Annotated in this window: 5 protein-coding genes; all 5 read left to right on the top strand. The window is 67.4% G+C overall.

What is annotated here, in order from left to right; translation table 11 throughout:
• Positions 1-229: 229 nt before the first annotated feature.
• The 5 genes from ACIBEA_RS43815 (at position 230) to ACIBEA_RS43795 (ending at position 6,449) form a co-directional block, all read left to right on the top strand.
• Positions 230-1,804: a phage tail sheath family protein gene (locus tag ACIBEA_RS43815; protein ID WP_399270048.1), complete on the top strand. Its 1,575-nt coding sequence runs from the start codon at positions 230-232 to the stop codon at positions 1,802-1,804.
• Positions 1,805-2,099: 295 nt separating this feature from the next.
• Positions 2,100-2,510 carry a hypothetical protein gene (locus ACIBEA_RS43810; protein ID WP_399270049.1) on the top strand — a complete coding sequence of 137 codons (411 nt, stop codon included), beginning with the start codon at positions 2,100-2,102 and terminating at the stop codon, positions 2,508-2,510.
• Positions 2,507-2,671 carry a DUF6760 family protein gene (locus ACIBEA_RS43805; protein WP_399270046.1) on the top strand — a complete coding sequence of 55 codons (165 nt, stop codon included), beginning with the start codon at positions 2,507-2,509 and terminating at the stop codon, positions 2,669-2,671. The genes ACIBEA_RS43810 and ACIBEA_RS43805 overlap by 4 nt, the downstream gene beginning before the upstream one ends.
• Positions 2,672-4,069: 1,398 nt before the next feature.
• Entirely contained in the window at positions 4,070-4,813 is a 744-nt protein-coding gene (locus ACIBEA_RS43800; protein ID WP_399270044.1) for a tail protein X, read from the top strand.
• Positions 4,806-6,449, top strand: coding sequence for a VgrG-related protein (locus ACIBEA_RS43795; RefSeq protein ID WP_399270042.1), 1,644 nt, complete (start codon positions 4,806-4,808; stop codon positions 6,447-6,449). Before ACIBEA_RS43800 ends, ACIBEA_RS43795 begins: the two co-directional genes overlap by 8 nt.
• Positions 6,450-6,582: the final 133 nt, after the last annotated feature.

The following is a 6,582-nucleotide window of genomic DNA, read 5'->3' as shown; positions in this document are numbered from 1 at the left end:
CGACGGCCACCTCTTCCACGGCCTCGTACTCGGCGAGGGTCTCACTCATCAGGCGTCTCCTTGATCATCAGATCCGCCGTCTATTGGACACTCCCGGCCTACCCAGGCCACCAAAGCCATCCTCACCCTGGAGAGCTACCGCTCAAAACGCTCAATGAATTGGCCCTGCATCCCGTCCCCGGACAGTTGGAACGGAAACGCTCATCAGCCCACGAAGGAGAGGCGAATCGTGACCAGCCAGACTCCCGGAGTCACCATTACCGAAAGGCCTAGCGGCTCCCACCCCGTCACCCCTACCGGAACATCCACCGCGGCTTTTCTCTGTTATCCCCTCCCTCTGACCAAAATAGCTGGCACCGAACGCATAATCTCACCCGGCGACCTCTCCAGGCGAGAATCCAATATGCAGGACGTCGCCGACGCCCTGACCGCATTCCAGGCCGCACCGAAAAATGGCAACGGCAGCAAAGGGGAAGAACTCAACGCTGCCATTACCGCCGCATCAAGCAAGAAGTCATTCGCAGAAAATGCCAACACGAAAGATCTGATCAATTCTCTAAAAAAGCCAACCTCGTACCGTAAAATGGAAGACTCGGAAACAACAGCGATCACAAAAGCCATAACAGCGGCACTCGGGAAAGATGCAGCCAATAAAACCGCTCTCACGGAGCTGAGAGAAAAAATTAACACCTACAACAGTGCGCCGGCTGCCGAAAAATTCACAAATGTCAAGGGCGCCTTAAACACCCTAGATCCTGCGCATAACCTGCCAGTGGAGACTGTCGACGCGATTCGGATCGTCAAGGCCGCACTCGCGAACAGCGTCGCATACACAATCGACGAGTCGAAGCTTTCAAGTTCACTGGCCTCCCTCACCTGGCCACCCCCCTGGAGCTATCAAAATTTAATAGTCTCCGGATTTTTTGAGAATGGTGGGAGTGATGCGGTCGTCGCATACGCCGCCACACTGGATGATGCTCTGAAAGAGCTGGAGAAGGTTCCGGATGTGCAGATCGTAGTAGACGCGACCGGGACTGCCGCCATGAAGAGTGCAAATTCGGTTACGGCCATTCTGGAGCACTGCGCGAAGATGAATAACCGGGTCGCCGTACTTTCCTTATGCGAGGCGCCCAAAACCGATGACTTCAGCTGGTATCCGCAAACCCAGGCCGGGCGCAATGGGAATTATTGTGCCTTTTACTGGCCGTGGGTGAAGGCCGCGGGCGGGGTGCCCGTTCCGCCAACGGGTCACATGGCCGGAGTGTGGGCGCGAGTGGACGGTGAGCGGGGGGTGTTCAAGGCTCCTGCGAATGTGGCGCTTTCCGGAGTTACCGGTCTGGCCTGGGGAGCTGTTTCAGCGAATGACCAGGTCTGGTGGCGGGAAAACGCTGTAGACCGTGGGGGGAATGAGCTGCGGGAGGTTTCGGGGCGGGGTGTGGTGGTGTGGGGTGCGCGTACCGCTGCTTCCGATAGCGACAAGCCTGACTGGGGGTTCGTGAATGTGCGCCGTCTGGTGTGTTTTCTTGAGGATTCCATCATGAACAGCACTGGGTGGGCGGTGTTCGAGCCGAATGATGAGCGTCTGTGGTCGTCGCTGCGCCGTGAGATCGGTGCCTTCCTCACCAGCCAGTGGCGGCACGGCGCCCTCAAAGGCGCCACCGCCGCCGAAGCCTTCTACGTCCAGTGCGACCAGACCAACCAGGACAGCAGCCAGCCGGGCACGGTCTTCTGCAATATCGGAATCGCGCCGGTCAGACCCGCCGAGTTCGTCCAGATCAGCGTCCAGCAGCTAACTGCCGGCTGAACACGGCCGGGTGCTTCCCGCGTGCGGGGCACGGCACGAGCCGGGTGGCTCCCGCAGCGCACGCGGCCGGGCGTGCCCGGGCACGCCCGGCGACGCCCGGGGCACCCAGGCATGGAGGAGGACCCTGGTCCGTTGCCCGGAGCCCGGGGCCGGTGATGGTGTACGGCCGGATATCCGGCTCCGGTGTACCGGCAGGCGCTGGGTGAGCCGCTGGCCGAACCAGGTGTCAGAACTGAACCGCGTCTCCTGCCCTCGTGGCGAGGATCCGGGACCGACGAGTGATGGGTGGTGCGTGATCGTGAGTGTGTCGTCTGTGAGTGTTTCCCCGGGCCGTGGGGGTGGGGAGGGGGGGCTGCGGACAGAGTTCGAGTTCGAGCTTCCCCACGGGCTCGTGGACGGGGAGGGTGTGGTTCACCGGCGGGGGCGGATGCGCCTGGCGACCGCCCGGGACGAACTGGCTCCGCTGGTGGACCAGCGGGTCCGGGAGAACCCCGCCTACCTGGGAGTGGTCCTGCTGAGCCTGGTGATCACCCGGCTCGGGGACCTGGCGCAGGTGCGGCCGCATGACATGGAGGGTCTCTTCGCGGCGGATCTTGCATATCTGCAGGAGATGTACCAGCGGATCAACGGCGGCGGCGGCCGCAGTGTGGTGTGCCCGAACTGCGCGACGCCGGTGGTGGTCGGTGGTGGCCTGGGGGAATCGTGACCTTCCCGCAGGACCGCCTGTGGGAAGAGATCACCTATCTGGCCTACTACCTGCACTGGAGCCCTGACACGCTGACGGGCCTCGAACACAGTGTCCGTCAGCGTTACGTACGGGAGGTGGCACGCATGAACACCCGTATCAGCCAGGGCGGCCGCCCGTGACCGGCACCGGACCGGATGAAGGAGCTCCAACGGTGGCGGCCGCTCCCGTCACCGTCACAGTCGCCACCGCACGCCGGTTCGGCGCCGGTCCCGCGGCGTTCGCCCGGCAGCTGGCGGCCTGGCGGCCCCTGGCGGTGAGCCAGGGCCGGCGCCTGGCACTCCACGCCGTATGGGCCCCCCTGTCCTGGCCACCCCGGCCAGAGGCCGGCGGGGCGAGCGGTCCCCGCAGGGCACCGGGAACCGACACGCTGGTGCCCGCCGTGCACAGCGCCCCGGCATCACCGACCGACGGCCCCGTACCCGCACCGGCCCCGCCAGCGCCCCGGGACACCACCACCGCCATGACAGCAGCACCCTTGCCCACACCCTCCTCCCCACCCCCCGTCCCGGCCCCGCCCGCGGCACCGGTCCGGGAACCCCGCCGCCCCGCCCCCACCCCGCTCCCCACCCCGCTCCCCGCGCCACCGCCCCCGTCCGCACCGCCTCCCGCACCGCCACTCCAGGCACCGGCACCCGCCCCGCCTTCCCTACTCCCCCTCGCAGTGCCCCGCACCCCCTCATACCCGCCCCCGCCGCCGACCCCCCAGCGCACCTACCCCGGCACCCCGCGCGAGCCGGCCGGGGACCCCGCCACCCCCCCGATGCCCCTCGTCACTCCCCCACCCCCGCCCGCCACACCCGGGAAAGCCCCCGCCCGGCACCCCGCCGCACCCCCCATACCTCCCCCCGCGGCCCGCGCCGCTGCCCCGGCACAGGCCCCCTCACCCACCTGTTCCTGCCCTTGCGGAACACGCTCCCAGCCACCACACGCCACCACCCCCGCCACCGGCATCGTCCGGTTCGGACCAGGCAGCCGCCCCGGCGGCTTCCCCGCCCTGCGCCTGGGCCCCGAATCCCTCGACATGCGCCTGCTCGCCCGCGAACTCGCCACCCACCACGCCAGCGAACTCGCCAGAGCCCTCGCCACCCCCCTGCGTCACCTCCTCTCCCCCCGCCCGCGCCCATGAACCACCCCCGACCACCGACAACAGCCCCCGCCCACACCCCCGACAGCAACAGCAAGCGGCCGGTCAGGCGGGCTACCAGATTCAGGGTCCACCGCGGGCAGCGGGCAGCCGGGCAGTGGGGTGGTCGGCACACGGCGGCACCAGCGTCACAGCGAGGCTCCCCGTCGCCGACAGACACCCGCGCGAGGCCCCCAGACCAGGCCGCCCCACCCCGGGACACCAACGCCGCGCCCGGCGCCGTCGCCGACCCCCATGCCCCGGCGACGACCTAGTGCCAGCCATCCGGCCAGACCGCAGGCACCCGTCAACCCTGGCTCTTCAGCCCCGGCGGGCGCGACCTCGGGCAGGGCCCCGCAGGCCCGGCGGCCCGTCCACAGAAGGAGTTGTCCTCATGTCCTTGATGTCCTTGGCCACAGGGCTGGTCCACGCCTGCCTCGTGCTTTTCGACCCACCCGCCAACGGCCGCTCCGCCGACGCCACCACCGCCGCGGCACGGGGCCAGCGCATTCCCCTGCAGTTCAACCCCGAACAACTCGCCGTACGGCGGTCCGCCTCCTGGAACCGACCCTCCTCAATCGGCGGCACAGCCGTCACCCAGCCGGAGTTCGCCCAGGCCGGACCAACCTCCCTGAGCATGCAGCTGTTCCTTGACGCCACCACCAGCCGCGGCCGCACCGTCGAACACGCCGCCGCCGCCCTCCTCGACTGCTGCCGCCCCGCGCGGGGCAAAACCTCACCCCGCTGGGTCATCCTCGAATGGGGCACCTCCACCCTGACCCGTTTCCCCGCTGTCATCACCGCGGCCGGCGTCACCTACACCCTCTTCGCCCCCGACGGCACCCCCCTGCGCGCCGAAGCCACCGTCGAACTCGAAGAAGTCGGCGGCCCCCTGCCCCTGACCAACCCCACCTCCGGCGGCACCACCTTCGCAGGCGCCCTCGCCGTCCACCACTTCACCCAGGGTGACACCCTCGCCGGACTCGCCTACCGCTACTACGGCGACCCCGCGGCCTGGCGCCATATCGCCACCGCCAACCCGGACACCGCCACCGACCCCCTCAGCATCACGCCCGGCACCGTCCTGGTCCTGCCCTGTCTCCCCGACACCCAGCCCGGACCGGTGAACCATGGCTGAAAGGACCCGCGGAGCCCCGCCCGCCGTATGCGAAGCAGTCATCACCCTCGCCCCCGCCTTCCCACCCGTCGAATCAGGCTGGAACAGCCACCCCGTACTGCCCCCCGCCTGGGCATCCGCCCTCACCGAAGCAACCGTCACCAGCTCCCTCAACCAGCCCGCCACCGCCACCCTCACCTTCCACGACCCCGGCCACCGCCTCCCCCCCGAACTCGGCACCCGCCTGGGCACCGCCATCAAAATCGCCTTCCGCACCTCCCAGGAAGCCCAGCCCGTCCGACTCTTCACCGGCGAAATCACCGCCATCGAGAGCACCCGCGAAGACTCCACCTCCCTGACCGTCCTCCACGCACAAGACCTCGGACACCGCCTCACCCACACCCGCCGCGTCCGCAACCTCGACGGCAAAACAGTCCAAACCATCCTCACCGAACTCACCACCGAACACGGCCTGGACACCTCCGTCCCCGAACCCCTCGCCAGCCGCAACGTCACCACCCTCACCCAGCCCAACACCACCAACTGGGAACTCCTCCAGGAACTCGCCCTCCTGCACACCTGCGCCCTCACCATCCGCGACAAAACCCTCACCCTCGCCCCACCCACCTCCCCCAACACCGCCCCCGACCCCCGCACCACCACCGAACAACACGACAACCGGGTACTGCGTTACGGCGAAAACCTCCTCACCGTCCACGCCACCGTCCAGGGCCCCACCCTCTCCAGCACCATCGAAGTCCGCTCCTGGGACCCCGACAAGGGACAGATCCTCACCCGCACCCAGACCGCCGCCACCAGCGCCGACTTCAGCAAAAACACCATCACCGCACAGCACACCGCAACAGACACCCAAAGCGGCACCACTCCCACCGTCATACCCGCACTCCAGCTCACCAGCCCCGAAGACATCTCCAGCACCGCCGCCGCCCTCGCCGCACACCACGCGAACTCACTCGTCCAGCTCGAACTCACCACCACCGGCACCCCCACCCTCACCACCGGCACCCCCATCACCCTCACCGGCCTCGGATCCCCCTTCACCGGCCGCTACACCACCACCACCCTCCAGCACACCCTCACCGACAACGGCTACCGCACCCACCTCACCGTCACCCCCCTCCACCCCGCCCCCCACACCCCCGCCTACCCCCTCACCTCACCCGCCCCCGTCCCCGGACTCGCCAACGCCACCGTCGCCGCCCTCCCCACCAAAAACGACCCCCAGGGCCACGTCCGACTCCGCTTCCCCTGGCTCGACAACGACTACCTGACCGGCTGGACCCGCGTCCTCCAACACAACCACGGCTCCTACACCCTCCCCGCCCAAAACCAGGAAGTCCTCGTCGGATTCCTCACCGGACGCCTCGATCAACCCATCGTCCTCGGCTACCTCTACAACAACCACAGCGACACCAACGCCCTCCCCCAATGGGCCACCGAACCCGGCACCCTCACCTACACCAACACCAACGGCACCGGACTCCACATAAACCCCCAGAACACCCTCGCCCTTACCACCACCACCAAGGACGGCAAAACCAGCAACGCCACCATCACCCTCAACAACGAAACCGGAGAAATAGAAATCACCGGAAAAGCCGTCAAAATAAAAGCAGATAACATAGAAATCAACTAACAACCCGGACGCCGCCACAAGGGTCTGTAAAGTTTTCGGGGTGTGTCCAATCAACGGCTGATCTTGGTTGTTGAGGTTCAGTGGCTGGTGGTGGGGGTGAGGCGGCCTTCGAAGGCGATCTGGAAGGCGTTCA

Origin of the sequence: Streptomyces sp. NPDC051555 (genome assembly GCF_044454405.1) — a bacterium.
In the GTDB taxonomy this organism is placed as follows: Bacteria; Actinomycetota; Actinomycetes; order Streptomycetales; family Streptomycetaceae; genus Streptomyces.
The sequence above is the reverse complement of the archived record's forward strand: the minus strand, read 5'-3'. Positions and strand labels throughout refer to the sequence as shown.

What these genes read in the sequence shown, in the direction of transcription:
- ACIBEA_RS43795 (WP_399270042.1), top strand. Translation starts at nt 4,806, where the DNA reads ATGGCTGAAAGGACCCGCGGAGCCCCGCCCGCCGTATGCGAAGCAGTC.
- ACIBEA_RS43800 (WP_399270044.1), top strand. Translation starts at nt 4,070, where the DNA reads ATGTCCTTGATGTCCTTGGCCACAGGGCTGGTCCACGCCTGCCTCGTG.